The organism is Paraburkholderia sp. RAU6.4a, from assembly GCF_050435625.1.
GTDB lineage: Bacteria > Pseudomonadota > Gammaproteobacteria > Burkholderiales > Burkholderiaceae > Paraburkholderia > Paraburkholderia tuberum.
On record NZ_JBNDKQ010000003.1, the window covers coordinates 2,084,772 to 2,108,980 of the forward strand.

A 24,209-nucleotide genomic window follows, 5' to 3' on the forward strand; every position below is an offset into this window, starting at 1 on the left:
CGAAACGGGCCGGCGCGGCTTCTTCGCCGCGCCGGCCCGTCGTGTATCGACGGCGAGTTCCGCCGGTGTCAATCGATCTTGCGCCCGGTCTTCATGCGTGCTGCAACGAGTACCGAGACCAGACAGCCGATCGCCAGATACGCGGCCACCGGATGCCACGAGCCGCCCGCGAAGCTGACCAGCGCGACCGCGATGAACGGCGTGAATCCGCCGCCGACCACGCTCGCCACCTGATAGCCGACACCCGCGCCGCTATAGCGGTACTCGGTGCCGAACAGCTCGGTGAACATCGGCTGCTGGACGCTGACGACCATGTCGTGCGCGATGTTGGCAAGCATCACCGCGAACACGACGATCCATACTGTCGAACGCGCTTCGAGCGCGAGGAAGAACGGCACCGCGCTGAACACGCCGACCAGCGCGCCGATCATATAGATGCGACGGCGGCCGAAGCGATCCGCGAGCCAGGCGAAGCACGGAATCGTCACGCAGCTGAGCGCGCCGACGACGAAGCCGATCGTCAGGAAAAACTCGCGCGGCATGTGCAGGTTCGTGGTCGAGTAGCTCAGTGCGAACGCGGTCACGATGTACATCGTGAACAGCTCGGCGAGCCGCAGCGCGATGATCAGCAGGAAGGCTTTCGGATGGCGCAGCAGCGCTTCGACGATCGGCAGGCGCACACGGCGCTCGCCATGCTGGCCGACTTTCTCGACGAACTCCTGAGATTCCTCCATGCTCGAGCGGATCCAGAGCGCGATCAGCACCAGTACGACGCTGAACAGAAACGGCAGACGCCAGCCCCAGCTGAGGAACGCGGCGTTGTCCATCGAGCGGCTGATCAGCGCGACGAGTCCCGTCGACAGCACGAGCCCGACGCCGTAGCCGACCTGCACGCCGCTGCTGTAGAAGGCCTTCTTTTTCTCGGGCGCGCTTTCGACGGCCATCAACGCCGCGCCGCCCCATTCGCCGCCGACCGCAAAGCCCTGGATTGCGCGCAGCGTGACGAGCAGCACCGGCGCCAACCAGCCGATCGTCGAGAACGCCGGCAGCAGACCGATCGCGGCCGTCGACAGACCCATCATCATCACGGTGAGCACGAGCATGCGCTTGCGTCCGAGCCGGTCGCCGTAATGGCCGAACACGAAGCCGCCGAGCGGCCGGAACAGAAAGCCGACGCCGAAGGTCGCGAACGCGGCAAGCGTGCCCATCGCCGGGCCGACGTTCGGGAAGAACTCGGCGTTGAACACGAGCGCGGCGACGATGCCGTACAACAGGAAGTCGTACCAGTCGACCACGGCGCCGATAAAGCTGCCGAGCGCGGCCTTGCGAGCCCGACTGCGCGCGTTGCGGTGAGTGGCCACTGTGGCCTGCGGGTGGGTGGTGCTCATCGAGTCTCCTTCAATGTGATATGTGCTTTAATCGATCGCGCCGCCCGGGCAAGGCTTTCGACGCGATCGATCCGCGCAGGGAATGTCCGGAAGGTTAATGACGCGACCCGGAATTCACAATCCGCGTGATGGAGAAAATGCGCGATCATCGCTCGCGGCTGCGCGAATAGCGCGCGTTTTGCGTGTTTACACCGAGCGCCGCGGAGAACCGTCGCGGGGAACGATGTGGGCGAACCCACGCAGCGCGCGGCGTGCTAACGTGAAAGTAATCTTAAAAACGACAGTGGTTGATATACTACATACCGAATATTGAAAAATGCGGCGTTGCAGCATATGATTGAGGGATCAATCTTCTCAATCATCCGGAGTTACACGTGGAATTCGTGCCTCTTGCGCTGTTCGCCATGGCCGTCGTTGGATTGGGCTGTGCCGCCACCGTTCTGCTGACCGACTGGATTCCCGAATCGGTCGCTGCACCTGCATCGCAACATGGCCGCTTCGTGGGTCTGGGCGAGCAGCGCGGCAAAACGGCGGCGCCGAATCGCGCGCGTGTTCAAGCAGAGGCGATGAATGTCGTCAGAACTTCCAACTGAAACAGTGGCCACCCCGTTGACCCTGTCGTTGCAGCCAATCGGCGCGAGTGCGAGCTTGCGCGATCAGGCCTATGCGATGCTGCGTCAGGCAATCGCCGACGCGGATATCTACCAGAATCGCGAAGAAATCCGTCTCGACGAGCGCGTGCTCAGCGAATCGCTCGGCGTGAGCCGCACGCCGGTGCGCGAAGCGATGACGCTGCTCGAGCAGGAAGGCTTCCTGCGCATGGTGCCGCGGCGTGGCATCTACATCGTGCGCAAGAGCAAACGCGAAATCGTCGAGATGATCCAGATGTGGGCCGCGCTCGAAAGCATGGCCGCGCGGCTCGCCACGCTGCATGCGACCGACGAGGAAATCGGCCGCTTGCGCCATATGTTCGACAATTTCCGCGACACGACGCCGGCCGAGCATATCGCCGAGTATTCGGACGCGAACATCGCGTTTCATCAGGCGATCGTCGAGTTGTCGAAGTCGCAGATCATTCTCGACACGATCAAGAACATCTTCATCCACGTGCGCGCGATCCGGCGCATGACCATCTCGCAGAGCGACCGGGCCGCGCGCTCTATCGTCGATCATCTGCGCATCATCGAGGCGCTCGAAAAGCGCGATACCGAACTCGCCGAGCGGCTCACGCGCCAGCATTCGCTCGATCTCGCGGCGTTCGTCGAAGCCAATTGCGATTTCCTCGATTAATGGCGGCGTAGACGCTGCCTGGCTGCTGATTGCGAAAAGCCCGCGTGTGCAAACACCGCGGGCTTTTTTGCGTGCGCGCACTTCGAGCGATCCGCAGGTCGCGCGGCGGCAAACAAAACGAGGTCGCCGCCGCGCTGCGGGATAAACCTTGCTTGACGGTCTTGAAAATATGGTATGTGATATATCAACAATGACCGGTTAACGCACGACCTGGTGTTTTCCCTTGAAATGACTGCCGCAGAGCCCTGTAGATTCGGCGCAAAGCTGCGGCAGACAAGCTCGAGCAGCACAAACTTCGCGCCGTCTATGTCTCGAAATTGGCCTTGAAGGAATGTGATATATCACATACGGTATCTTCGAAGCCGTGAGACGTCGGTGCAACCGGACGTATATCGAAGCGGACGCGTCCGTCGATAACCGTTGCACATCCGATTGATGAGGAGATGACCATGTCTGCAGTTGTTTCATCCCTGAGTCCGGCCACGGCCACCACGACCGCCGACGACACGCTCAAGCAGAAGACCCGCGACGCGGGCGTCGTGTCGGGCGGCCATCTGGTCGCAAAGGCGCTGAAAAACGAGGGGGTCGACACGATCTTCACGCTGTGCGGCGGCCACATCATCGATATCTACGACGGCTGCGTCGACGAAGGCATCCGCATCATCGACGTGCGCCACGAGCAGGTCGCCGCACACGCGGCCGACGGCTACGCGCGCCAGACCGGCAAGCTCGGCTGCGTGGTGACGACCGCCGGCCCCGGCTGCACGAACGCCGTAACCGGCATCGCGACCGCGTTCCGCTCGGAAAGCCCGATCCTGCACATCGGCGGGCAGGGCGCGCTGACGCAGCACAAGATGGGCTCGCTGCAGGACCTGCCGCACGTCGACATCATGGCGCCGATCACGAAGTTCGCCGCGAGCGTGTCGAGCACCGAGCGCGTCGCGGACATGATCTCGATGGCCGCGCGCGAATGCTTCAACGGCGCGCCCGGTCCCGCCTACCTGGAAATTCCACGCGACGTGCTCGACCGCGAAGTCGACGTGTCGCGCGCGATCGTGCCGCGGCCGGGCCGCTATCGCGCGTCGACGAAATCGATCGGTGACCCGCGCGACATCGAGAAACTGGCGGACATTCTCGTCGATGCGGAACGCCCCGCGATCCTGTACGGCCAGCAGGTGTGGACCGCGCGCGGTCACGAGGAAGCGATCGCGCTGCTGCGCGGCATCGAGATTCCCGGCTATTTCAATGGCGCGAGCCGCGGGCTGCTGCCGCCGGGCGATCCGCATCATTTCGATCGCACGCGTTCGCAGGCGTTTGCGAATGCCGACGTGCTGATCGTGGTCGGCACGCCGTTCGATTTCCGCATGGGTTACGGCCGACGCATCAGCAAGGAATTGACGCTGGTGCAGATCGATATGGACTATCGAACCGTCGGCAAGAATCGCGATATCGATCTGGGTCTGGTCGGCGATCCGGGCGCGATTCTCGCCGCGGTGCTGCAGGCCGCGAGCGGTCGTATCAAGGACGACAAGCGTCAGGCGCGCCGCAAATGGATGGCGCAGTTGCGCGACGCCGAAGCGAGCGCAACCGAAAAACTGATGCCGCTGTTCCGCTCGAACAGCACGCCGATTCATCCGTATCGCGTCGCGTACGAACTCAACGAGTTCCTGTCCGACGACACCGTCTATATCGGCGACGGCGGCGACGTCGTGACGATCTCCGCGCAAGCGGTGCGCCCGCGCCGCCCCGGTCAGTGGATGGACCCCGGCGCGCTCGGCTCGCTCGGCGTCGGCACCGGCTTCGCGCTGGCGGCGAAGCTCGCGCATCCGCACAAGGAAGTGCTCTGCTATTACGGCGACGGCTCGTTCGGCATGACCGCGTTCGACATGGAAACCGCGAACCGCTTCGGCGCACCGTATCTCGCGGTGATCGGCAACAACTCGGCGATGAACCAGATCCGCTACGGCCAGCTTGCCAAATACGGCGAAGAACGCGGCAACGTCGGCAATCTGCTCGGCGACGTGCCGTTCAGCAAATTCGCCGAAATGCTCGGCGGCTATGGCGAGGAAGTGCGCGATCCCGCGCAGATCGCGAGCGCGCTACAGCGTGCGCGCGAAGCGATTCATCGCACCGGCCGCTCGGCGGTGGTCAACATCTGGGTCGACCCGCGCGAGTACGCACCGGGCACGAAGAACCAGACCATGTACAAATAACCCTCATCGTTCAGGAGATACGACATGGCCAAGGCACTCGACGGTGTGCGCATCCTCGATTTCACGCATGTGCAATCGGGGCCGACCTGCACGCAATTGCTCGCATGGTTCGGCGCGGACGTGATCAAGGTGGAACGGGCAGGCGCGGGCGACATCACGCGCGAGCAGCTGCGCGATATTCCCGACGTGGATAGCCTGTACTTCACGATGCTCAATCACAACAAGCGCTCGGTCACGATTGACACCAAGCATCCGGAAGGCAAGCAGGTGCTCGAAGCGCTGATCCAGAAATGCGACGTACTGGTCGAAAACTTCGCACCGGGCGCGCTCGACCGGATGGGCTTTACGTGGGAGCGGATTCAGGAATTGAATCCGCGCATGATCGTCGCCTCGGTGAAGGGCTTCGGTCCCGGTCCTTACGAGGACTGCAAAGTCTATGAAAACGTCGCGCAATGCGCGGGCGGCGCTGCGTCGACCACCGGCTTCGACGACGGCCCGCCGGTCGTGACCGGCGCGCAGATCGGCGACAGCGGCACGGGGCTGCATCTCGCGCTCGGCATTGTCACTGCGCTCTATCAACGCACGCATACCGGACGCGGCCAGCGCGTGCTCGCGGCCATGCAGGACGGCGTGCTCAATCTGTGCCGCGTCAAACTGCGAGACCAGCAGCGGCTCGACCGTACCGGCGTGATGAAGGAGTATCCGCAATATCCGAACGGCACGTTCGGCGAAGCGGTGCCGCGCGCGGGCAATGCGTCGGGCGGCGGCCAGCCGGGTTGGATTCTGAAATGCAAAGGGTGGGAGACCGACCCCAACGCCTATATCTACTTCATCACGCAGGCGCCCGTGTGGGCGAAGATCTGCAACGTGATCGGCAAGGAGGAGTGGGCCACGGACCCCGACTACGCGACGGCGCCCGCGCGCCTGCCGAGATTGAAGGAGATCTTCGCCGAAATCGAACGCTGGACGATGACGAAGTCCAAGTTCGAGGCGATGCAGATCCTGAACGAATACGACATTCCGTGCGGCCCGATCCTGTCGATGAAGGAAATTGCCGCGGAGCCGTCGCTGCGCAAAACCGGCACGATCGTCGAAGTCGATCATCCGAAGCGCGGCAAGTATCTGACAGTGGGCAATCCCATCAAGCTGTCCGACAGCCCGACCGACGTCAAACGCTCGCCGCTGCTTGGCGAACATACCGATGAAGTGATGGCCGAGCTCGGTTATTCGGCCGAGCAGATCACGGCGCTGCGCACGGCGGGCGCAATCTAGGAGCGAGGCATGCAGACGTGGATGCGGTTCATGTCGGGCGACGGCGGCATCGTGTTCGGCCGTGTCGAAGGCGCCTATCTGCACGAGTACGAAAGTCTCGCGCAGCCGGTGCCGACCGGCGCGGTACTGTCGCTGCGCGCATTGACGCCGTTGGCGCCGTGCTCGCCCGGCAAGATCGTCGCGCTGTGGAATAACTATCACGCGCTCGCGGCGAAGCTCGACAAACCCGTGCCCACGCATCCGCTGTTTCTGCTGAAGCCGGCGGCGTCGGTGATCGGCGCGGGCGAGCCGATCCGCCGGCCGCGTCACTACGCGGGCAAGATCGTCTACGAAGGCGAACTCGGCATCGTGATCGGCCAGCGTTGCCGCGACGTGGATGCGCAACAGGCGGAGGCGGCGATCTTCGGCTACACGCTCGTCAACGACGTCACCGCCGCCGATCTGCTTAACGAGAATCCGCATTTTCCGCAGTGGTGTCGCGCGAAGAGCTTCGATACCTTCTGTTGCCTGGGGCCGGCCATCGTCTCCGGTTTCGACTGGCGGGCGGCGCGCCTCCTGACCACGCTCGACGGCGCCGAGCGTCAGAACTATCCGCTCGCCGATATGGTCTTTTCGCCGGCCGAGCAGGTGAGTCTGATATCGCAGGATCTGACGCTCGAACCCGGCGACGTGATTGCGTGCGGCACCTCGGCGGGCGTGGGGTCGATCAAGGACGGTGCAACGGTCTCGATCACGATCGATGGGATAGGCACGCTGACCAATACCTTGAGCGCGGCGCAGCGCGACGAGCCACCGCGATCGGGCGATACCGCGAACGTCGGTTGACGAGGGCCGGACCTCGCGGCTCTTGCCTTTTCATCGCATCACGGAGGATCACGCATGCCGCAAGCCTGTGGGAGTGCCGTGTGGATGGACCTGTTGTTGCTGCTCGCCGTGACTGTCGCCGCGGCGTTGATTGCGGTGCTGATGGTGGCGTTGGCCGCGCTCTCGCGACGACAGTTCGGCCGACGTTCGGCGCAGCGGCATTCATGCGTGCGCGAACGCGATCTGACACGCAGGCCCCGGATGCTTGCATTGCTTGGCAGCGGGATCGGTTTGGCGGTCGCGTCGACAGGCTTTACGCGCTACCTGTTGGCAGCGGCGCGCGAGAACAGCGAACGCATCGAACTGTTTGCAGCCGTGTTGATCGGCGCGCTGCTCTTTGCGATCTCGGCGATTGCGTTCTGCAAGCTGCGCGGCGCATTGCAACTCGAGGCCGTCGCGCGGCCGGGACATCACGTCGTCAATCTGTTTGCGCTATTTTTGTGCGGATGGCTCGGTTACGGCTTCGTCACTGAACAGGCACAGCCATTCGGACTCGCGGCATTGCTCGCGACGGGGGGGCTGGCGTTGGCAATGGGCGTGCATCTGATGCTGAGCCGCGAGTACTCGGCCGATCCCGCTCACGCGGCGAATCGCGTCAGTTGCGCAGCGCGCATGTATGCCTTCGCCGCGCGTAGCGATGGCCTGGCGATCGGCAAGCCGGGCCTGCTCGCGAACATCGAGTGGCATGGCGGGGAAGAGCAGACGTGGGCGCTTCGCGATGTCACGCCGGCGATGATGCGCGTGAGCGCCTCTGCAGATAGTCGGGATGGGCGTGATGGTAGACGCGGCAACGGCCGCCAGCGCGACTGTGCACGCCAATGCGCGCACGAGCGGCCGGTTCATTTCACTACACGTCGCTGATCAATGATGCATGCGCCGCCAGGAGAGCTGATTGCCAATAGCGAAGACGGCGGGACGATGATCCCGCCGCCCGAGTCTTTTTCAATGCTTCTAGTCGCCCACGGTCGCGGCGAATTCGCTGTAGTACTGCGTCTTCCTATGCAGAATCAGTTGCGCGAGAAAGTCGGCATCGTACGCCCGATGCAGGTGGCTGTGATAGCGCTCGATATAAGCGGTGATTCGCGCCAACTCGCCATTGAACTCTTTCAGCATGTCGAGCGTCGCACGGTCCCAGCGAAACCGCAGCCCAAGCTCGCTGAACGCGGCATTGTAGGCGCTCAGATGCGCATCGTCGGGTTGGTCTTCGTGATCCGCCGCCGCTGTGCGAGCGTTGCGTGTACTGATACGGGATTCAACCGGAGCGTGGTTCATGATCGGCCTCCTCGGCTCGCAAGTGAAAGAACTCGCTTGCAGCATAGAAGTCGCGATCGATTTGCAATAGTTAAAGTTTTATTGGCTTTCCATAGCCTACGGCTTATGCACGCTCAGTTCCTTCACGCGGGTGATCTTTTCGATCAGATTGGCGCCTTCCTCCATCAGGAAGCGTTTGAAGGCGACGGCAACCGGTGGCAGACGCTTGTTCTTCCGATGCACGACATACCAATTGAGCATGACCGGAAAGGTTTCGACGTCGAGCACGACCAGATGACCCAGTTGCAATTCGAGGCTGATCGTATGGGCGGACAGAAACGCGATGCCCATGCCGGCGATGACCGCCTGCTTGATCGTCTCGGTGCTCTTGATCTCCATCGCAATCTTCAGATTGGACAGCCGGCCGGCAAAACCTTCTTCCATCGAATTCCACGTGTCCGAGCCGCGTTCGCGCACGATGAACGCTTCGTTCGCGAGTTGACTGAAGCGGATATTGCGCTTGTGCGCAAGCGGATGAGTGGGCGCCGCGACGATCACGTACGGGTGCGGCGCGAACGGTTCATTGGTCGCGTCGGTTTCGTGCGGCGGACGCACCATGACCGCGAGGTCGGTCTGATTGGTCGCCAGTTGATGAAGCAGTTCTTCGCGGTTGTGTACCGCGAGATTGAGATCCACACCCGAATAGCGACGCGTGAATTCGGCGAGAAGGCGCGGAAAGAAATAGTCGCCCGCGCTAATCACCGCAACATTCAGTTTGCCGCCGGAGACGCCCTTCAACTGGCTCATCGCTTCGTCGACTTCATGGAACTGCTGCATGATCGCGCGGCTGTAGTGGAGCATTTCCGTGCCGGCCGGCGTCAGATAGATCTTTTTGCCGAGTTGCTCGAACAGAGGCAGCCCCGCATGTTCCTCGAGTTGCCGGACCTGGGTGGAAACGGCCTGGCTGAGTCAGATGCAATTCCTCCGCGGCGCGCGAAAAACTCAGGTGGCGCGCTACCGTTTCAAAGACCTTCAGTTGCCGCAGAGTTGCATTGCGCATCGTCATGGTCGATGTATAAGGAAACGTGAATCAACATAATAACAAACTTTAATTATGAGTAATTCAGCAATGACCCTAGCATGAAACTTATAACAAGCGGAATAGCTGCTGTAATACGCGGGTTAACGCATAGATATGTGGTGTGGCGGACTCAATAGCGGGGAATAACCTGTAATGCTTACCGGCTGAAGCGTGGTTCTGGTCGGAATAAAGCAAGAATTTTATAGAAGACGAGTTCGGGGATCTGCGGAAACAAAAAAGCGTCAATTGAGATTTCTCCCGAATAGCGAAGTTCTCGGGCCATAACGATAAGGCGGGACACATCCAGCGCGGCGCGTAAGCCGGCTGCACTAAATAAATAGTGGAGACAAGGCTCATGAACGATATCACCCAGCAATCGACGACCCGTATGTCCTGGCGTAACCGATGGTGGCAACTCGTCATCGGCATGGTATGCATGGCGCTGGTGGCGAATCTGCAATATGCGTGGACGTTATTCGTGGCCCCTATGCATGCGCGGCATCACTGGAGCGAGGCGTCGATCCAGCTCGCGTTCTCGATCTTCATTCTGACCGAGACGTGGCTCGTGCCGTTCGAGGGCTGGCTCGTCGATCGATTCGGGCCGCGCCCGGTGGTGGCAGCCGGCGCGGTATGCGCGGGTTTGTCGTGGATTCTCAATTCGCATGCGACTACGCTCGGCATGTTGTATTTCGCGGCGGTGATTGGCGGGATAGGCGCGGGCGGTGTGTATGGAACATGCGTCGGCAACGCGCTCAAATGGTTTCCCGACCGGCGCGGTCTCGCCGCGGGTTTGACGGCTGCGGGCTTTGGCGCAGGCGCGGCGCTGACGGTGATTCCGATTGCGAACATGATTACGCGCCGCGGCTATGAAGAGACGTTCCTGTTCTTCGGCATCGTGCAAGGCGTCAGCATTCTGCTGCTCGCGATGCTCCTGACGCGGCCGATCTTGCGTCAGCCAGGGGTACGCAAGAGCCGCTTCGCAGTGTCGAAGGTCGATTTCACCTCGCGCCAGATGATCAGAACGCCAGTGTTCTGGGTGATCTACGCGTCGTTCGTCGCGGTCGCGGCGGGCGGCTTGATGGCGACCGCGCAGATCGGCCCGATCGCGAAAGACTGGGGCATCGCGCGCATTCCGATGACGGTCTTCGGCGCGACGTTGCCGCTGCTGACCCTCACGCTGTCGATCGACAATATCTTCAACGGGTTGACGCGTCCGCTGTGCGGCTTCATCTCCGACAAGATCGGCCGTGAAAACACGATGTTCGTGATCTTCATCGGCGAGGGGCTCGCGTTGCTCGGCATGATGCAGTTCGGCAGCAATCCGTATGCGTTCATGGTCTTTGCCGCGCTGATCTTCCTGTTCTGGGGCGAGATCTTCTCGATCTTCCCGGCGACTTGCGCCGATACGTTCGGCAGCAAGTACGCGGCCGCCAATGCCGGCACGTTGTACACCGCGAAGGGCACGGCCTCGTTGCTGGTTCCGATCGCGTCCATACTCGCGGCCACGGGCGGCTGGAGCCTTGTCTTCGTCTTTGCCGCCGTCATCACGATCGCAGCCGGCATTTCCGCGAAGTTCATCCTCAAGCCGATGCGCGCGCGTTGGATCGAATCGCACAACGAACCTCAGGGCGCGCTGGCCGTCGCGGGGCATGGCAATGGCAATGCGTCGCGAATGAGTCACTGGCCCGAACAGTCCGGCGAATAACGTGAGCGTCGCGCGCCCGGAACCGATGCCATGAATGTTTCGCTGCAGCAACTCAAGGTATTCGTCGCGGTCGCGCGCGAGCGCAGTTTCACGCGCGCGGCGCGCGAGTTCGATCTGACGCAGTCGGCCGTGAGCCGTTGCGTGCGTGAACTGGAAGACGCGGTCGAATTGAAGCTGTTCGATCGCACGACACGCCAGGTCGAACTGACGAATGCGGGTGCGAGTCTCGAGAGAAGAATTGGCCGGCTGCTCGACGAAATCGAGTTGACGCTGCTCGAAGAGCGCGCTGCTTATGACGGACACACCGGCGTCGTCTTATTCGCGAGTAATCCGGTGTTGTCATCGGGCTGGGTGCCGCAGGCTTTGGCGCAGTGCGCGTCGGTTTTTCCCGAACTGGTCGTATCGGTCAAGGATCAGCCTCAAAGCAGCGTACTGGCCAGTATCGAGCAGGGCGAGGTGGATTTCGGCGCGGTCTGTGTGACTGTACCTGTCGATAGTCCTCTACTGCACGCGCAGGTACTTTTCACTACGCCACTGCATGCGGTGCTTCCATCCGCGCATCCGCTAGCGCGGCAAGACAGCATCGGATGGCACGCGTTGCGCGAATGTCCGCTGATAACTCTGAATGCCGATACTGGCGTGCGCGCCGCGCTCGCACCGGTACTCGCCACGAACGGATCGAAGCGCCGGCCGTTGCAGGAACTCGGACACGTCGCGGCCGTAGCGCGCATGGTCGAATTGGGACTGGGTGTCGGCGTATTGCCTGTCGATGCGCATTGGCCTTCGCCGGGCGCTTCGTTGGTGAGTCGTCCGCTGGTCCCCGAAACGGCATTGACGACGGTACTCGTGCACCGCAGAAATCGCTCGCTTCGTCCCAATGCGGCTGCTGCGTGGGCGCAGTTCATTGCGTCGACGACTGATCATTCGCCGATCGCGAACGAAGCACCTGCCGCAGCCGCGACGCCAAGCTTCAACTGGCGGTCCGTGCGGCAAAGCCTGTTGCCGGAACCTTAGACAGGGGCCGACCAAAAAGCTTGCGCGACGCGCGGCATTCGATCGATGCGCCGTCAGTCAACCACATAACGTCCTACTCAAGGAGCTTCATGATGGAAATCCAGACCGATCTCAGGCACCATGATCTGCTGATCGACGGCAAGCGCATGCCGCCAGGCAGCGGGGAATATTCCGTCGACATCAACCCCGCGACCGAAGAGCCGATCGCACGGGTGGCGCAAGGCAGCGCCGCCGACGTCGATGCCGCGGTGCGCGCCGCGCGCGGCGCATTGAAAGTATGGAATTCGATTCGGGCCGCCGAACGCGGGCGCATCCTGCAACGTCTCGCGGGCCTGATGCGCGAGAACATGGAAGAACTCGCCGCGCTCGAAAGTCTCGACGGCGGCAAGCCGATTGCCGCGGTGATGCGTCAGGACGTGCCCGCCGCGATCGATACCGTCGAATACTACGCAGGCTGGTGCGACAAGATCAACGGCCAGGTGGTGCCGACGCGTCCCGATGCATTGACCTATACGTTGCGCGAACCTGTCGGCGTGGTCGCCGCAATCGTGCCGTGGAATTTTCCGCTGATGATCGGCATGTGGAAGATCGCGCCCGCGCTCGCATGCGGTTGCACGCTGATCGTCAAGCCCGCCGAGATCACGCCGCTCACCGCGTTGCGCATCGGCGAGTTGGCGCTCGAAGCGGGCGTGCCGCCGGGCGTGCTCAACATCGTCACCGGCAAAGGCAGCGTGGTGGGCGACGCGATGGTCTCGCATCCCGGTATCGACAAGGTCACGTTCACCGGTTCGCCTTCGGTCGGACGAGGCATCCTGCAGGGCGCGGCGGGCAACTTCAAACGCGTGACGCTGGAACTCGGCGGCAAGTCGGCCAACGTGATTTTTGCCGACGCGAATCTCGACAATGCGGTGCGAGCCGCGGCGTCGGGCGTGTTCTTCAATACGGGGCAAGTGTGCTCCGCCGGGTCGCGGATACTCGCGCATCGCGACGTGTATGACGAAGTGGTCGAGCGTCTGGCCACGCGCGCGAAGTCGATCAAGGTCGGCGACCCGTCGCTGCGCGAAACGTCGATGGGACCGCTGATTTCGGCCGCGCAGATGAAGACCGTATTGAGCTATGTCGACACGGGACGCTCGGAAGGCGCATCGCTCGTGACGGGTGGCGCGCGCGTCGGCGATCGCGGCTTTTTCGTCGAGCCAACCGTGTTCGCGAATGTCGAGCACGAAATGCGTATTTCGCAGGAAGAAATCTTCGGGCCGGTGGCGAGCGTGATCCGTTTCAACGACGAAGCGGACGCGATCCGAATCGCCAATGGCACGTCGTACAGTCTCGCGGCAGGCGTGTGGAGCGCTGACTTGAGCCGCGTGCATCGCGTGGCGCGCGACCTGAAGGCGGGCACGGTGTGGATCAACACCTACGGCTATACGGACGTGCGTTTGCCGTGGGGCGGTGCTGGCGATTCGGGCTTCGGTCGCGAGCATGGCGATGTCGCGATCGAGAACTTCACGGAACCGAAGGCGGTGTGGGTGGCGATCGATCAATAACGTCCAATGCGAAAAAAGGATCGGATGCATGGCATCCGATCCTTCAGGTCGTGTTGCAAGACGAAAAGGAATTGACGAGTACTCGGTCAATTGCCCTGTAAAGCCATCTTCTCGCGCAATTTGATCAGTGCGAGCACGACGTCGATAGTGGGTGTCGGTTCGGCAACGAGTCGCCCCATTTCCTGCACGACGGTCAATAAAGGATCGATTTCCATCGGCCTGCGGTGCTCGAGATCGACGAGCGTTGATGTCTTGTGCGCACCGACCGCACCCGCGCCATCAATACGCCTTTCCACATCGACGCGAAAGTGCACACCGAACTGATCCGCGATTCGCTTCGCTTCGAGCATCATCGTGCGTGAGACCGCGCGCGTGCCTGGGTCACTCGTGAGCACATCGAGCGTTGCATGCGTCAATGCGCTAATCGGGTTGAAGCACAGATTACCCCATAGCTTGAGCCAGATTTCGTCGCGAATGTTGTCGCGAATCGGCGCTTCGAAGCCGGCCGCCTGCATGATCTCGTGCAATTGCTCAATGCGCGGGGTGCGCTCGCCACTGGGTTCGCCGATGGGAAACTTCTTGCCGTACACGTGTTTGATCACCCCCGGTTCGACGATCTCCGCCGCCGGATAGAGTACGCAGCCAATCGCGCGCTCGGGTCCGAGCTTGGTCCATTGCGAACCGTCGGGGTCGACGCTCGTCAGCCGAGTGCCGGCAAAGCGCCCGCCGTGCTGATAGAAGTACCAATATGGAATGCCGTTGACGCCGGTAACGATCGCCGTGTGCTTGCCCAGTAGCGGTTGCATGGAATCGACCACGCCAGGCAGCGAATGCGCCTTCAGCGTCACGATGACGAAGTCCTGAACGCCGAGTTCGCGTGGATCGGACGTGCAGCGCACCGGCGCGCTGAACGTTTCGCCATCCATGATGAGGCGCGCGCCGTGTTCACGCATCGCGGCCAGATGAGGGCCGCGCGCAATGAAGCTGACGTCCGCGCCGGCGCGTGCCAATTGCACGCCCATTAAACCGCCAATCGCTCCCGCTCCGAAGATGCAGATCTTCATGATGTCGCTCCGTGACGATGAAAAAGCCGTTCGCCCAATGCCGCATTGCAGTCATTCGCGGCCGGTCACGGTTCGAGCATAAGGTGGCGCGACGAATGCTGATAGTTAAAGTTTCTCCGTCGATGTATTAGTTATTCGTTATGACAAGACCGCGACGTGAATGCTGCTTCGACTGTCGGCCTCGATACCTCAGCCGCGCCGAACCAGCAGAAAACTCACGCCGATTGCCGCGAGAAATCCGCCGCAGCAGCGATTGAACCAGCGGCGGATCTGCGCGCGCATCAGCCATTTGCCGAGATACATGCCGGCCCACGAATACAATGCAATCGCCACCCATTCGAGTACCAGAAAGCTCGCGCCGAGCGCGGCGAATTGCGGGAGTATCGGCTGCGCAACGTCGACGAATTGCGGCAGGAACGCGGTAAAAACCAGAATCGCCTTCGGATTGCCCGCCGCCACGAAAAACTCGTGCCGTGCGATGCGCGTGAGCGCGGCCTCCTGGGGTTGCGACGTATCGATGGCGGGTGCGTCGCTGCGCCACAACTGGATCGCGAGCCAGATCAGATAAGCGGCGCCCGCGAGTTTGATCGCCAGAAAGATCCACTCGGACGCATGCAGCACGACCGCGAGACCGGTCGCGGCGAGTGCGAGCATCATCGCGAAGGCGAGCAGCCGGCCGCTGCCGCCAACGAACGCTTTCATGAAGCCATGACGCGCGGCCACGTTGATCGAAAGCAGGTTATTGGGCCCGGGTGCGAGGTTGATGGCGAAGCAGGCGGGTAAAAAGAATAGCCAGGCGGTAAGGGACATGACGGCTTGCATTCCGAACGGGAGATCACGATGCATCGCGCGCGATGCGTTACCGGGATTGTAGCGAAACCGCGCCGCGCCTCGGCTGGCCGCGTGCTCAGTTCACCGCCTCGATAAAGCCTGGATCGCCAATCAATGTATCGACGCTGAGCTTGACCGTGTCTTCGATCGCGATCGTGTTGCTGGTGAATTTCGGCGACTTCTGCTTCACGGTGCGCGTGGTCGTGTACATGACTTTTTGGGTCGCCGCATCGATGACCACGTAGTGCATCTTCAGCGTCCACAGCGCCGGCGAGCGCCTATCGTCCACCGTGAAGGTTTCGATGCTGCCGCTGAGCACGCGTTTGTTGTCGTCGATACGAAAACCGGCCACTCGCAGACTATTCGCGACGCCATTGCGCACCACGAGGCTGACGTCGTCCTTCAGCACGAGCCCGGTCATCCCGGTATTTTCGATGCGGTTCGGCGAGATATGACCGTCGCGCGCGGACAGATACGCGAAGTCGCGTGCAGGGGCGACGCTGAGCGAGCCGGTGCCGTGGGTTTTCGTGTGCGTTGCGCTGGCGCTGCTGTTCAGGCCGAACCATGACCACGAGCACGCGGACAGCAGCGTGGGCAGCAGTATGGCGCCGCAGCCCTTGAGCACGACGGATCTCAACGGCGAACGCGCAGCAGCCATGCGGGAGAAAGCGGCGGTCGAAGTCAGAGGAGTTGCCCTTTTCAGTGGAGTCATCCCGGTGAAGAACAGCATGGTATCAGCGAACCGGACCGTCGAACTTTCAAACGGATGTTTTCGGAATTGCCCGCGTCAGGCCCGGACCTGAGCCGTTCAAAAAAAGCCAGCCTTTCCTTGCGTGATATCGATCAGCGTTGCCTTGGCGTCATCGAGTGCGCTGGCGGGCACGCGCATCGTCATCTTCACCAGCATGCCGTAGGCGCTGTCCACGAGCGCATAGCCTTCGGCGTCCATCCATCGACGGACTTTGGCTTCGTCGGCATAACTCACTTCGACGCCCAGCAACACCTGGGCAATCCTCTCGACGCGCGGCGCGTCGAGCAGCGCGGACGCGATCGCATCGGTGTACGCGCGCACCAGACCGCCCGTGCCGAGCTTCACACCGCCGTAATAGCGCACGACCGCCGCAAGCACGCCATCCAGATCGTGATGCCGCAGCACTTCGAGAATCGGCCGACCGGCGGTGCCGGACGGTTCGCCGTCGTCGGACATGCCGGACTGGCCGCCCGCCAGCAGCGCCCAGCACACATGTGTCGCGGCAGGATGTTCGTCGCGCAGACGCTGCAATTCGGCCATCGCGGCATCGCGATCGGCGACCGGGATCGCATGCGCGATGAAGCGGCTCTTGCGAATCTCGAGTTCCGCGCTCAGTGGCGCGGGCAGGGTATAGGTGGGCAAGGCGGAAACGTCGGTGGATGAAAAGAAGCACGCGGTAGGCGGCGCGATGTCCGTCATGGTAACGGATCGTCGGTGCCAGCGAGGCGCAAGGGCCGCTTCGCGGGTTCGTCTACAATGGTCCGCTGAACGCGCGCCCATCATTTCGACCCCGCGCGTCGCAAGGAGACGACATGCCTGACCTATCCACGTTGGGGACGTTCGTTGCCGTCGTGCTCGGGCTCTTTCTGACTCCAGGCCCGGCCGTGCTGCTAGTTTTGACGCGCACCATGCACGGCGGACGTAAAGCCGGCATTCTGACCGGTCTCGGTATCGCAGCTGGCGATTTCGTGCATACGCTGGGCGCCGCGGTTGGCCTCTCCGCGCTGCTGATGACGTCCGCGCTGGCCTTCAATGCGGTGAAATTCGTCGGTGCCGCGTATCTCGGCTATCTGGGCATTCGCGCGTTGCGCGAAAGGCAGGCGAGTGCGCACCTGCCGGTCGTCGCGCCGGTGTCGGGTTCGAAGGCGTTCTTGCAGGCGATTCCCGCCGAAGTGCTGAACCCGAAGACCGCGCTGTTTTTCCTTGCGTTTCTGCCGCAATTCGTGCGCCCCGAACATGGCTCGACGTTTCTGCAGTTCGCGACACTCGGGCTGATTTTCGTTGCCATGAGCGCGCTTTATACGACGCTGATCGTCCTGACGATGCGGCCGCTGGGCAAACTCGTGAAGCGTTTGACGTGGTTGACGCGCTGGCAGAACAAGCTCATCGGTGTGCTGTTCATTTCGCTCGGCCTGCGCGTGGCAGTGCAAACACGCTGAGTCCGGAAGCGCGAGTTCAGGACGACGCCAGCAGGATCAGCGACCCAACGACGCGACTGTTAAGCATTGCAAGGCCGCGATGCCATGGCACGCGCGATTCAGGAGACAGCGATGAATGAAGACGCAACTTCGACGGCGCGCCCAATCGAGTTCTGGTTCGACTTCGGCAGCAACTACAGCTATCTGAGCATGATGCGGATCGAAGCGTTGGCGGCCGCGCGCAACGTGACGATCGTCTGGCGGCCGTTTCTGCTCGGTCCGGTATTTCGCCAGCTCGGTTTCGACAACTCGCCCTTCGTACTGCAGAAAGAAAAAGGCGCGTACGTGTGGAAAGACATGGAGCGTCAATGCCGCAAATACGGCATTGCGCTCACGCGCCCCAGCACGTTTCCGCGCGCGGCGCTTCTCGCGATGCGTGTCGCGCTGCTGGGTGCGAACGAGCCGTGGATCGGTGCCTGGTGCCGCAAGATCATGCAGTTGAATTTCGTCGACGACCGCGACATCGGTTCAATCGATGTCGTCAGTCACGCGCTCGACTCGCTTGGCTTACCGGCGCAGAGCGTGATCGACGCCGCGCAAAGCGACGCGAACAAGCTCCGCTTGCGCGAGCAGACCGAACGGGCCATCAACAAGGGGATTTTCGGTGCGCCGACGTTTTTTGTCGGCGGGGAGATGTTCTGGGGCAATGACAGGCTGGAGGACGCGTTGGACCATTGCGACGCGATCGCGGCGCGTCATTGAACGTCAGCGGGAGCGCTTAATCAGCCTGCTGGCAGAAGCGCCGACCCGGCACGTGAGAGACCACGGCCTGGGCGATTTCGAGCGGAGTACTTTCGGCGGGAACGACGCGACGGCTCGGTTCGGGCGCGTGCTTCATCGTCCATTCGACGAGCCGGTATGAACGGCCCCAGGGCGGCTGCAGCGGATCGGAGACCTTGCAGGAGTGAATCTGGCGAGTCCATTCATGGCCGGGCATCGCACGCAGGTGTTCGACTACCATCTCTTCAACCATGATTTACCTCCTTCTTGTGCGCGTAACCGTTTTCGGTCGCGCTTCTGGCACCCCTCAAGAAAAAGCGCCGCCGATGTTCTGGCGGCTCAACAGGGGATGTGCCACATACTTGCAGGGAACAATTAAGCGAAACTTAAGAACCGCAATCATTACGCAAACGGATCTCATTGCGTGTAAGCGAGTGCAAGTGAATGCAAGCGAGAGCTGACAACAGTGGGCATGAACGCTGGCAGGCCGGCCGACACGTCGCGAGCCTGCCCTCAAGACCCCGGCGGATCGGCCGTTATCAGTAGAGTTGGGGCGTCGACCCCGCTTCGCCTTCAGGGCCGCCTTACTGATACCGTGACGAATCTCGCCCAAACCCCGCTTTCCGAGCGCCTTCGCTCGCTCGTCGACACCGTGCAGCACAACGAGCGCACGTTGCGCCGCTTCCAGAACGTCGAGTTGCGGTTGATCGGCGCGCAGGATTTCGCATCGTTTCTCGATACGTTGTTCAGCCATCTGCCGCGGGAGTTCTCGCTCGCGAACGTGGTGCTGTGGCTCGATGAGCGCGCGCCAATGCTGCTCGAACTGCTCGAGCCGGGCAATCTGCGCGCGCTCGATCATGCGCAGCTGAAGACGTCGCGCGAGGGCGGTCTCGTCGCGCAATCCTTGTGCGAAGACGATCGGCCGTGGCTCGGCCGCCCTGGCGAACTCGACGACGACACGCGCCGCGCGTTCTTCGGTGCCGCGCCAGCTCACGTGCCGGCCAGCGCGATCCTGCTGCCGCTCGCCGCGGGCACGAGCGTCAGCGGCTATCTATGCCTCGGCAGCGACGACCCCGCGCGCTTCGGCGCGGGCATGGCCACCGACATTCTCGAGCGCTTCGCGAGCATCGTCACCGCGAGTCTCGACAACGTCGCGCATCGCGAGCGGCTCAGGCAGCTCGGCATGACCGATTCGCTGACCGGCCTCGCGAATCGCCGCTATTTCGACGAACGGCTGCGCGAGGAGTTGATGCGCGCGGCCCGTTATCGCGTGCGCGGTCGCGTGTCTTTTCATCGATATCGACGGTTTCAAGCGCATCAACGATAGCCACGGCCATCAGAGCGGCGACCGCGCGCTCGCGGCGGTGGCCGCCTGCGTGCGACAGCAGGTGCGGCTTGGCGACACCGTCGCGCGCTATGGCGGCGAGGAGTTCGCCGCGCTGCTGCAAGGCGATCGCAGCGACGCGTTGACCGTCGCGGAACGCGTGCGGCGTGCGGTCGAGAATCTCGACGTGCGCGACGAGCACGGCGAGCTCATTGCATTGACCGTGTCGATCGGCGTGGCCGGGCGCGTGGTCGCCGGCAGCCCGGCCGAGGCGATGTCGCTCGGTCAGGCGATGATGGACGAGGCCGATCGCGCGATGTATCAGGCCAAGCGCAACGGCCGCAATCGTATCGAGGCGCAGGTCGATGCGGTCGATGAGCAGGGCTGATCGACCGCAACTAACACTAACTACGCGTCACACTCCTGCCGCATCCGGCGGCACCCCGAGCAGCTGCAACGCGCCGCCCATCACGCCGCTGAACACCGGTCCAGCGACCGTGCCGCCATAGAACGCCTTGCCAGCCGGATCGTCGATCATCACGGCGACGATCAGGCGCGGATCGCTCATCGGCGCCATGCCGACGAACAGCGCGCGGTAGCGGTTCTTCGCGTAGCCCGCGCCGATCTGCTTGCGCGCGGTGCCGGTCTTGCCGCCGATGCGATAACCCGCCACGGTCGCGGCGCGTCCGGTGCCGCCGGCGCCCGTGGCCATTTCGAGCATGTTGCGGATCGCGCGCGCGGTGCCGGGCGTCGTGACCGATTCGCCGCGGTCGGCGAACGACGCGGGGCCGTCCGCGTCGAGCGGCTCGCGCAGCAGGCTCACGCGCCTCAGCGCGCCGTCGCCGGCATAGGCGGTGTAGACCTGCGCGATTTGCAGCAGCGATACCGACAGCCCGTAGCCATACGCCATCGTGGCCTGTTCGATCGGGCGCCAGCGCTTATATGGTCGCAGCTTGCCGGCGGCCACGCCAGGGAAGGGCAGCTCGGGCTTCAGACCGAGCCCGTATTGCCGATACTTGGTCCAGATCGTCTCGGCCGGCAGATTCAGCGCGAGCTTTGCCAGCGCGATATTGCTCGACTTCTGCACCGCCTCGGCGACCGTCATCGCGCCATGATTCGACGTGTCGTGAATCACGGCCGGGCCGATCCGATACCAGCCGGGCGCGGTATCGATGATGCTCTGCGGCCGCACCTTGCCTTCGTCGATCGACAGTGCGACGACCAGCGGCTTGATCGTCGAACCCGGTTCGAACGTGTCGATCACCGCGCGGTTGCGCAGCTGCCGGCCGGACAGGTGCGTGCGGTCGTTCGGATCGAAGCTCGGGTAGTTGGCGAGCGCGAGGATCTCGCCGTTGCGCGCATCGAGCACGACCACGCTGCCCGCTTCGGCGCGGTGCTGCGCGATCGCCGCTTTGAGTTGTGTGTATGCGAGTTGCTGGATGCGCCGGTCGATCGTCAGCTGGATCGTGGCGCCGTTGCGCGCGGGCACGAGCGGCCGCGTCTCCGAGATCACGCGACCGAGCCGGTCGCGGATCACCTCGCGGTGGCCGGGCACGCCTTGCAACTGCGCATTGGCGGCGAGTTCGACGCCTTCCTGGCCGTTGTCCTCGATGTCGGTGAAGCCGACCACGTGCGCGGCCGACTCGCCCTCGGGATAAAAGCGTTTGGTGTCTGCGATCTGCGTGATCCCGGCGAGCCCGAGGCGCGACAGATGCCCGGCCGTGTCGGCATCGACCTGGCGCTTGAGCAGCACGAAGCTGCGCTCGCCGTTCAGACGCCGACGCAGTTCCGCGAGCGGCAGATCGAGCAGCTTTGCCAGCGGCGCGAACGCGCTTTCGTCGACGAGCTTCGGCGTGGCCCAGATTTCGTAGGTCGCGAGACTGACCGCGAGCATCGAACCATTGCGATCGACGATCCGGCCGCGCGTCGCGTCGAGTTCGAGCAGGCGCTGATAGCGCTTCTGCCCTTGGTCGACGTAGAAGTCCTGATTCACGACCTGCACCCAGAACGCGCGGAGCGCGAGCGTCGCGAACGCGCCGAACACGAGCAGCACGACGAACTTCGAGCGCCACGCGGGTAGTCGCGCATCGAGCAGCGGGTTCTTCGCGGCTAAGGCATAGGGATCGGACGACGGCGGTTTTTTCTGGCGGATCATGGCGGCGGGCAGCGGACCTCACGTACTTTCGATTGAACGAGGCCGCCAAAGCCACGAGGCCTGGCGGCAAGGACTGTCGCCGGGCCGATTGTAAATAAAACGTAATTTAAATGCGAGGAATGTGAAAGGAGGTGCGTTCGAGCTGGAGCAAAGGCGAGCCGAGCCGAAGCTTGATCACGAAAAGCCGCGCGGACTTGCAAAATCCGCGCGGCTGATTCGTTCGATTGATGCGTCGACTCCGACGCGGCGTGTTGAATAGGCGCTCCCTGCCTGTGGGGCGCCTTCTTTTTTCGCGCCCGTTGCGGGCGCGGCGGGGCAAGCTCAAGCCGGCAACGCGAAACTCGCAATCGCGTCGCGCAACACGGCGACCTGGTCCTTCAGCGAATGCGCGGCGGCCGCGGCCTGTTCGACCAGTGCCGCATTCTGCTGCGTGACCTGATCCATCTCGCCGACCGCGCGATTGACCTGTTCGATGCCCGCGCTCTGCTCGCGCGACGCGTGGCTGATTTCTTCGAGGATCTCGTTGACCCGCCGCACCGACTGCACGATCTCGCCCATCGTCGCGCCCGCGTTGGCGACCAGTGACGAGCCGGTCTCGACGGTATCGGTCGAGGTTTCGATCAGCGCCTTGATTTCCTTGGCGGCCGTCGCCGAGCGTTGCGCGAGGCTGCGCACTTCGGCCGCGACCACCGCGAAGCCACGGCCCTGTTCGCCGGCGCGAGCCGCCTCGACGGCGGCATTCAGCGCGAGGATATTGGTTTGGAACGCGATGCCGTCGATCACGCCGATGATGTCGCCGATCTGCCGCGAGCTCGCGGTGATCTCGCCCATCGTGCGCACCACGTCGTCGACCACGCGGCTGCCGCGCGTCGCGACGTTCGCTGCGTCGCTCGCGAGTTGCGCGGCCTGGGTCGCGCTGTCCGCGTTCTGCTTCACGTTCACCGTCATCTGATCCATGCTCGACGCGGTTTGCACGAGCGCCGCCGCCTGCTCCTCGGTGCGCTGCGACAGGTCAGTGTTGCCCGCTGCGATTTCGGTCGCGCCGACGTTGATGTTCTCGGTGCCCTGGCGCACTCGCGAGACCGTGTCGACGAGTCCCGCCTGCATCGTGCGCAGCGCATGCAGTAGGCTGCTGTTGTCGTGCGGCTCGATCGGCACCGGCGTCGCGAGGTTGCCTTGCGCCATCAACCGGGCGTGCTCGACGGCCACTTCGAGTTCGCCGCCGAGCGAGCGGCGGATGCTGCGCAGCACGACCAGCATCACGGCCGTAGAGAGCGCACCGAGCGTGACGGTGATCGCGAGCCAGCGCAGCAGGTTGCGGTAGAACGCGCTTTGCACGTCGTCCATGTACATGCCGGTCACGAGGTACCAGTCCCACGGCGCGAAGTGCATCGAGTAGCTGGTCTTCGCGACGGGCTGCTCGCTGCCGGGCTTGGCCCACAAATAATCGACGAAGCCGCCGCCGTCGTGATTGCCCGAGTTGACGATATCGACGAACAGATGATTGCCGGCCGGATCGGTGAACTGCGCGAGGTTCTTGCCGATCAGTTCGGGCTTGATCGGATGCATCAGCATGACCGGCTGCGAGTCGTTGATCGATAAATAGCCGTCCTTGCCGTAGCGCATCGCGCCGAGCGTCGCGAGCGCCTGCTTTTTCGCGTCGTCCTCGGACAGCGCATGCTGCTGGGAGAGCGAGTAGTAGTGGCCGACGACGTGGTTTGCCTCTTCGATCAACGAGCGCAATTGCTCGCGTCGGTCCGAGATCATCGATGCGCGGTTCTGCCACGCGCCGAACGCGCCGATCAGGATCAGGCCGACCCACAGAACGGCGATCATGGACGCCAGTTTTCGGTTCAGAGTCATAGCGATGGGAATAGGCGTTTTGGCCAGTAAGGTCCATTGAATTGCGGTCGGATGCCGCTCGCTGTGTTTACGGCGCGAAATGGCATTGATCGAGACAGGGAAAACCCGCTGTTCGACATCGCTATTCGTCCGATTAATGGGTGGATTTATTGATCGTTTTAAGCGGCGTTCATACGCGCAATTCGAAAAAGACTTTTGTGCATCATTCGCGAATCTGAATTAACCGACGATTATCGTAAATCGCAGCGATTGAAAAATGCGCGAGAAAATCGACATGAAAAATGCCGGCGCTGGTCTGCGTAAAACCTGCTGAGCCCAATCCAGGAAGGCTCACACCAACCTCCCACAAAACGCCAATCAAATCCAAAAAATCCCGTTAAATGGTCACGAATGCAAAAAAC

General features: G+C 62.6%; 20 protein-coding genes and 2 pseudogenes. 12 read left to right on the forward strand and 10 right to left on the reverse strand.

The features are described 5' to 3' along the window. Positions 1-68 precede the first annotated feature (68 nt). On the reverse strand, positions 69-1,388 hold the full coding sequence (gene shiA / locus OKW40_RS34210; RefSeq protein WP_429352324.1) for a shikimate transporter: 1,320 nt from the start codon (positions 1,386-1,388) through the stop codon (positions 69-71). A 374-nt stretch (positions 1,389-1,762) separates the two neighbouring features. Between shiA and OKW40_RS34215 the strand changes: the two genes are divergently transcribed. From OKW40_RS34215 to OKW40_RS34240, 6 genes are all read left to right on the forward strand, one after another. Next, positions 1,763-1,981 carry a hypothetical protein gene (locus OKW40_RS34215; RefSeq protein WP_184010619.1) on the forward strand — a complete coding sequence of 73 codons (219 nt, stop codon included), beginning with the start codon at positions 1,763-1,765 and terminating at the stop codon, positions 1,979-1,981. Beyond that, positions 1,959-2,678: a GntR family transcriptional regulator gene (locus tag OKW40_RS34220; protein WP_013091210.1), complete on the forward strand. Its 720-nt coding sequence runs from the start codon at positions 1,959-1,961 to the stop codon at positions 2,676-2,678. Before OKW40_RS34215 ends, OKW40_RS34220 begins: the two co-directional genes overlap by 23 nt. Before the next feature lie 449 nt (positions 2,679-3,127). Continuing rightward, positions 3,128-4,891, forward strand: a complete 1,764-nt coding sequence (locus tag OKW40_RS34225; protein WP_429292371.1) for a thiamine pyrophosphate-binding protein — start codon at positions 3,128-3,130, stop codon at positions 4,889-4,891. 24 nt (positions 4,892-4,915) lie between these two features. Continuing rightward, positions 4,916-6,163 carry a formyl-CoA transferase gene (frc, locus tag OKW40_RS34230; protein WP_429493515.1) on the forward strand — a complete coding sequence of 416 codons (1,248 nt, stop codon included), beginning with the start codon at positions 4,916-4,918 and terminating at the stop codon, positions 6,161-6,163. Between the two features lie 9 nt (positions 6,164-6,172). Next, positions 6,173-6,988, forward strand: a complete 816-nt coding sequence (locus tag OKW40_RS34235; protein ID WP_429493516.1) for a fumarylacetoacetate hydrolase family protein — start codon at positions 6,173-6,175, stop codon at positions 6,986-6,988. Positions 6,989-7,042: 54 nt separating this feature from the next. Further along, positions 7,043-7,888, forward strand: a complete 846-nt coding sequence (locus tag OKW40_RS34240; RefSeq protein ID WP_429493517.1) for an NAD(P)(+) transhydrogenase (Re/Si-specific) subunit beta — start codon at positions 7,043-7,045, stop codon at positions 7,886-7,888. 90 nt (positions 7,889-7,978) lie between these two features. Here the strand turns inward: OKW40_RS34240 and OKW40_RS34245 are convergent, their stop codons facing one another. Both OKW40_RS34245 and OKW40_RS34250 read right to left on the reverse strand, forming a co-directional pair. Further along, a complete protein-coding gene (locus OKW40_RS34245; RefSeq protein WP_429493518.1) occupies positions 7,979-8,299 on the reverse strand; it encodes a hypothetical protein in 321 nt (106 codons plus the stop codon). 96 nt (positions 8,300-8,395) lie between these two features. Beyond that, positions 8,396-9,344 (reverse strand): annotated as a pseudogene (locus tag OKW40_RS34250) (LysR family transcriptional regulator). A gap of 370 nt (positions 9,345-9,714) precedes the next feature. Between OKW40_RS34250 and oxlT the strand changes: the two are divergent. The 3 genes from oxlT to OKW40_RS34265 all read left to right on the forward strand — a co-directional run bounded on the left by oxlT (position 9,715) and on the right by OKW40_RS34265 (position 13,622). Further along, positions 9,715-11,064, forward strand: a complete 1,350-nt coding sequence (oxlT, locus tag OKW40_RS34255; RefSeq protein WP_429493519.1) for an oxalate/formate MFS antiporter — start codon at positions 9,715-9,717, stop codon at positions 11,062-11,064. Positions 11,065-11,094: 30 nt separating this feature from the next. Continuing rightward, positions 11,095-12,078 carry a LysR family transcriptional regulator gene (locus OKW40_RS34260; protein ID WP_429493520.1) on the forward strand — a complete coding sequence of 328 codons (984 nt, stop codon included), beginning with the start codon at positions 11,095-11,097 and terminating at the stop codon, positions 12,076-12,078. 92 nt (positions 12,079-12,170) lie between these two features. Next, positions 12,171-13,622: an aldehyde dehydrogenase family protein gene (locus tag OKW40_RS34265; protein ID WP_429493521.1), complete on the forward strand. Its 1,452-nt coding sequence runs from the start codon at positions 12,171-12,173 to the stop codon at positions 13,620-13,622. 86 nt (positions 13,623-13,708) lie between these two features. On the opposite strand, the gene OKW40_RS34270 is transcribed toward OKW40_RS34265, so the two are convergent. The 4 genes from OKW40_RS34270 to OKW40_RS34285 all read right to left on the reverse strand — a co-directional run bounded on the left by OKW40_RS34270 (position 13,709) and on the right by OKW40_RS34285 (position 16,967). Further along, on the reverse strand, positions 13,709-14,686 hold the full coding sequence (locus tag OKW40_RS34270) for a 2-dehydropantoate 2-reductase (protein ID WP_184060502.1): 978 nt from the start codon (positions 14,684-14,686) through the stop codon (positions 13,709-13,711). A gap of 189 nt (positions 14,687-14,875) precedes the next feature. Further along, positions 14,876-15,496, reverse strand: a complete 621-nt coding sequence (locus OKW40_RS34275) for a LysE family translocator (protein WP_429493522.1) — start codon at positions 15,494-15,496, stop codon at positions 14,876-14,878. Between the two features lie 97 nt (positions 15,497-15,593). Next, the gene (locus tag OKW40_RS34280; protein WP_184060505.1) at positions 15,594-16,175 is read right to left on the reverse strand and encodes a hypothetical protein; all 582 of its coding nucleotides are present in this window, start codon (positions 16,173-16,175) and stop codon (positions 15,594-15,596) included. A 150-nt stretch (positions 16,176-16,325) separates the two neighbouring features. Further along, positions 16,326-16,967 carry an IMPACT family protein gene (locus tag OKW40_RS34285; RefSeq protein ID WP_429493523.1) on the reverse strand — a complete coding sequence of 214 codons (642 nt, stop codon included), beginning with the start codon at positions 16,965-16,967 and terminating at the stop codon, positions 16,326-16,328. Between the two features lie 113 nt (positions 16,968-17,080). On the opposite strand from OKW40_RS34285, the gene OKW40_RS34290 reads away from it, so the two are divergent. Both OKW40_RS34290 and OKW40_RS34295 read left to right on the forward strand, forming a co-directional pair. Further along, positions 17,081-17,707: a LysE family translocator gene (locus OKW40_RS34290; RefSeq protein WP_429493524.1), complete on the forward strand. Its 627-nt coding sequence runs from the start codon at positions 17,081-17,083 to the stop codon at positions 17,705-17,707. Positions 17,708-17,818: 111 nt separating this feature from the next. Then, entirely contained in the window at positions 17,819-18,448 is a 630-nt protein-coding gene (locus OKW40_RS34295; RefSeq protein ID WP_429493525.1) for a 2-hydroxychromene-2-carboxylate isomerase, read from the forward strand. A 16-nt stretch (positions 18,449-18,464) separates the two neighbouring features. Here the strand turns inward: OKW40_RS34295 and OKW40_RS34300 are convergent, their stop codons facing one another. Then, positions 18,465-18,719 carry a DUF2866 domain-containing protein gene (locus OKW40_RS34300; RefSeq protein ID WP_090809319.1) on the reverse strand — a complete coding sequence of 85 codons (255 nt, stop codon included), beginning with the start codon at positions 18,717-18,719 and terminating at the stop codon, positions 18,465-18,467. A gap of 342 nt (positions 18,720-19,061) precedes the next feature. Between OKW40_RS34300 and OKW40_RS34305 the strand changes: the two are divergent. Then, positions 19,062-20,178, forward strand: a pseudogene (locus OKW40_RS34305) (diguanylate cyclase). Between the two features lie 27 nt (positions 20,179-20,205). Here OKW40_RS34305 and OKW40_RS34310 read toward each other — a convergent pair. Together OKW40_RS34310 and OKW40_RS34315 are read right to left on the reverse strand one after the other, a co-directional pair. Continuing rightward, positions 20,206-21,945 (reverse strand): peptidoglycan D,D-transpeptidase FtsI family protein, encoded by a 1,740-nt coding sequence (locus OKW40_RS34310; protein ID WP_429493526.1) that lies wholly within the window; start codon positions 21,943-21,945, stop codon positions 20,206-20,208. A 321-nt stretch (positions 21,946-22,266) separates the two neighbouring features. Then, positions 22,267-23,808: a methyl-accepting chemotaxis protein gene (locus tag OKW40_RS34315; RefSeq protein WP_429493527.1), complete on the reverse strand. Its 1,542-nt coding sequence runs from the start codon at positions 23,806-23,808 to the stop codon at positions 22,267-22,269. Positions 23,809-24,209: the final 401 nt, after the last annotated feature.

Coding starts and splice junctions, on each gene's coding strand:
- shiA (WP_429352324.1), bottom strand. CDS start 1,388: ATGAGCACCACCCACCCGCAGGCCACAGTGGCCACTCACCGCAACGCG.
- OKW40_RS34220 (WP_013091210.1), top strand. CDS start 1,959: ATGTCGTCAGAACTTCCAACTGAAACAGTGGCCACCCCGTTGACCCTG.
- OKW40_RS34225 (WP_429292371.1), top strand. CDS start 3,128: ATGTCTGCAGTTGTTTCATCCCTGAGTCCGGCCACGGCCACCACGACC.
- frc (WP_429493515.1), top strand. CDS start 4,916: ATGGCCAAGGCACTCGACGGTGTGCGCATCCTCGATTTCACGCATGTG.
- OKW40_RS34235 (WP_429493516.1), top strand. CDS start 6,173: ATGCAGACGTGGATGCGGTTCATGTCGGGCGACGGCGGCATCGTGTTC.
- OKW40_RS34240 (WP_429493517.1), top strand. CDS start 7,043: ATGCCGCAAGCCTGTGGGAGTGCCGTGTGGATGGACCTGTTGTTGCTG.
- OKW40_RS34245 (WP_429493518.1), bottom strand. CDS start 8,299: ATGAACCACGCTCCGGTTGAATCCCGTATCAGTACACGCAACGCTCGC.
- oxlT (WP_429493519.1), top strand. CDS start 9,715: ATGAACGATATCACCCAGCAATCGACGACCCGTATGTCCTGGCGTAAC.
- OKW40_RS34260 (WP_429493520.1), top strand. CDS start 11,095: ATGAATGTTTCGCTGCAGCAACTCAAGGTATTCGTCGCGGTCGCGCGC.
- OKW40_RS34265 (WP_429493521.1), top strand. CDS start 12,171: ATGGAAATCCAGACCGATCTCAGGCACCATGATCTGCTGATCGACGGC.
- OKW40_RS34270 (WP_184060502.1), bottom strand. CDS start 14,686: ATGAAGATCTGCATCTTCGGAGCGGGAGCGATTGGCGGTTTAATGGGC.
- OKW40_RS34275 (WP_429493522.1), bottom strand. CDS start 15,496: ATGTCCCTTACCGCCTGGCTATTCTTTTTACCCGCCTGCTTCGCCATC.
- OKW40_RS34280 (WP_184060505.1), bottom strand. CDS start 16,175: ATGGCTGCTGCGCGTTCGCCGTTGAGATCCGTCGTGCTCAAGGGCTGC.
- OKW40_RS34285 (WP_429493523.1), bottom strand. CDS start 16,967: ATGACGGACATCGCGCCGCCTACCGCGTGCTTCTTTTCATCCACCGAC.
- OKW40_RS34290 (WP_429493524.1), top strand. CDS start 17,081: ATGCCTGACCTATCCACGTTGGGGACGTTCGTTGCCGTCGTGCTCGGG.
- OKW40_RS34295 (WP_429493525.1), top strand. CDS start 17,819: ATGAATGAAGACGCAACTTCGACGGCGCGCCCAATCGAGTTCTGGTTC.
- OKW40_RS34300 (WP_090809319.1), bottom strand. CDS start 18,719: ATGGTTGAAGAGATGGTAGTCGAACACCTGCGTGCGATGCCCGGCCAT.
- OKW40_RS34310 (WP_429493526.1), bottom strand. CDS start 21,945: ATGATCCGCCAGAAAAAACCGCCGTCGTCCGATCCCTATGCCTTAGCC.
- OKW40_RS34315 (WP_429493527.1), bottom strand. CDS start 23,808: ATGACTCTGAACCGAAAACTGGCGTCCATGATCGCCGTTCTGTGGGTC.